The sequence below is a fragment of the Pedobacter sp. 01T416_2 genome, assembly GCF_056398925.1.
The window spans coordinates 1-2,331 of record NZ_JBFTQI010001104.1 but is presented as its reverse complement, the minus strand read 5'-3'; the positions used below and the strand labels follow the sequence as shown (position 1 = coordinate 2,331).

Here is a 2,331-nt window from a genome sequence, read left to right as displayed (position 1 = left end):
AAAAGAGATTCCCGAAATTCCGTATTGATTTTTCCCATTCCTGATTTGGTATTGCCTCATAATTTATGTTAAACTAAATGAAAGTTCATTAGCTTACCTATGACAAAAAATTCAGCGTTCTATAACATGCTGCTCTTTTATGTCTGATTTATACTGGTTATATTTTATACCGTTAACCATTTTATTGAATCAAGGAAGATGCAATTGTTCCAATCTCAAGATCTCATCTGTCGGTATTATAGCAAAGTTATATAAAGCCGCTTTCTAAGCGTTATACTAAATAGACTTTATTTTGTACAAAACCGACAAAATAAAAGCTGAAGTTAACTACGTTTTTAACAAAACCATGCTCTCCTTGCATAGGATCATACTTAAATCGATTTAGGAAATCAGCTATTTTTGCTCAGAGCCGTTTTTATCTCAAAAATACTAAGTAATCCAAGGCGACGTTCAGGCGTATGAGTTTATTGAAAGAAATATGTATAAAATGTTTATGTCAATGCATATTTAGGAAGATACTATCATAGCGTGCCCACTACCATAATTTTTTCTAAAATTAAATCAATCCCCTATGTTCCATCAGGTAAGCCAATGCTTCCTTTACTGCCTGTTGACTATCTTTCGGATTAAATCCTAATTCGTTTCTTGACTTCGAAATATCAAAATCCTGCAGCAATCCTGAAAACATAGCAATATCTTTAGTGGTAAGCAGTGGAGGTTTTCCACTTATTTTAGCTGAAAGCTCCATAATACCTGCAATAGCATACAAAATATATTTTGGCACAGTTCCAGGTACTTTGATTTTCAATTCAGGATAAAGTTTTTGTGCCAATTTAGTTGTATCAGTAATGGTCATACATTTTTCGTTAGCAAGGATATAACGCTCACCAGAACGGCCTTTCAGCGCAGCAAGGTAACAGCCTTCTGCTACATCTTTAACATTCCTATCATTGCTCCGGGCATAACCGATACCAATTCTATACCGAATTCTCTTGCCAGATCAAAAGCCAGCTTTTCACCATCATTCTTGGAATTATAGTACATATCTCTCCGGTCGGAATTGTATCCGTTGCTTTCTTTTGTCGGAAGATTGGTATAATCCAGTGCAGCAATTGAACTTACATAGACGATTCTTTTTACGCCCGCTTCTGCAGCAGCTTCAATCGTATTCCGGGTGCCCAGCATATTCACATCGTAGATTTCTTTCTTGGGGTTTTTAGCCCACAGTTTGAAGGCCGCACCCACTGCAAAAAAAGTATCAACATGCTGCAGTGCGTGTTTAAAGGAAGCTTTATCCGTTATATCTGCCTGAACAACCTCGCAGTTAAGATCCTTGAAACATTCTTTGCTTTTGATATTACGGACTGAAGCCCTTACCGGGATCCCTTTTTCGATCAATAGTCTTACAAGATTATTGCCTAAATGCCCATTTGCACCGGATACCAGTACTAGTTTTTTATTTGTCATAGCCATTGATTTTAAATGCTGTGACAAAGTTGAACTTTGCAGATTTAAAACCACTTCACAAATGTTACCTAATGATCTTCTTTCTGATACGGCTCAGACTTTTAGGGTTCATTCCAAGAAAAGACGCAATGTATTGCATAGGAACATTCTGGAGAATTTCGGGGTACTGGTCCATCATTTTTAAATAACGCTGTTCCGCATCAAGGGTGGCTAGCTCCCTGGCACGTGTTTCATTATAGGATAAGGATTGTTGAAATACCAAAAAGCTAAAATCCATAAAAGTAGGGCTCTGTTGTATAAGCTGATCAAGATCTGCTTTACTAATGCGCAAAAGTTCACATTCGGTAATACATTCCAGATTTTCATCAGACTTTTTCTGGTTAGTAAAATCAGCATAGGAGGTAATGAAACCAGGCGGACAGTTTATATGCGTTGTAACCTCATCGCCTTTATCATTGTAATGGAATATCCTCGCAAAACCCGAAACCACAAAATATAGATGTCCGGGTACCTTCCCTTCTTCCTCGATTATCCGGTTTTTTGGATAGCTCACCGGTTCAAAGTAGCGTATGCACAAATCTCTATCCTGGTTAGAAAGTTGTAGGCTTTTTGTAATAAGACTTAAAAGTTGACCGTGCATGGTACAAAGATAAAAAAAACAATGCTGATCAATCCCAAATGAAACCTGTTCCAGACTTTTATGAGAAAAGAAAGCGCCTGAGTCAGAGTTTTAATAACCTGGCTTAATTTTTAAACTCGCGGACTTCTGAATAACCGGCAGATTCATAAATTGGGCATGACGATGCGATCTCTGCCGCTTCATCCAGATTATTTGCCTTTAATAATATAAATCCACCTACGATC

At 37.5% G+C, this 2,331-nt stretch carries 4 protein-coding genes; all 4 read right to left on the bottom strand.

Going from position 1 to position 2,331, the window contains the following annotated elements:
* Positions 1 to 556 precede the first annotated feature (556 nt).
* Positions 557 to 856 carry a hypothetical protein gene (locus AC1DPQ_RS27760; protein WP_477611568.1) on the bottom strand — a complete coding sequence of 100 codons (300 nt, stop codon included), beginning with the start codon at positions 854 to 856 and terminating at the stop codon, positions 557 to 559.
* Positions 857 to 927: 71 nt separating this feature from the next.
* Positions 928 to 1,467: an NAD-dependent epimerase/dehydratase family protein gene (locus tag AC1DPQ_RS27755; protein ID WP_477611567.1), complete on the bottom strand. Its 540-nt coding sequence runs from the start codon at positions 1,465 to 1,467 to the stop codon at positions 928 to 930.
* Between the two features lie 64 nt (positions 1,468 to 1,531).
* Positions 1,532 to 2,107: a Crp/Fnr family transcriptional regulator gene (locus tag AC1DPQ_RS27750; RefSeq protein ID WP_477580624.1), complete on the bottom strand. Its 576-nt coding sequence runs from the start codon at positions 2,105 to 2,107 to the stop codon at positions 1,532 to 1,534.
* 103 nt (positions 2,108 to 2,210) lie between these two features.
* Entirely contained in the window at positions 2,211 to 2,315 is a 105-nt protein-coding gene (locus AC1DPQ_RS27745; protein WP_477611569.1) for a hypothetical protein, read from the bottom strand.
* Positions 2,316 to 2,331 lie beyond the last annotated feature (16 nt).

Excerpts from the sequence above, each read along its gene's own strand:
- AC1DPQ_RS27750 (WP_477580624.1), bottom strand. The coding sequence starts at position 2,107 with ATGCACGGTCAACTTTTAAGTCTTATTACAAAAAGCCTACAACTTTCT.
- AC1DPQ_RS27760 (WP_477611568.1), bottom strand. The coding sequence starts at position 856 with ATGACCATTACTGATACAACTAAATTGGCACAAAAACTTTATCCTGAA.
- AC1DPQ_RS27755 (WP_477611567.1), bottom strand. The coding sequence starts at position 1,467 with ATGACAAATAAAAAACTAGTACTGGTATCCGGTGCAAATGGGCATTTA.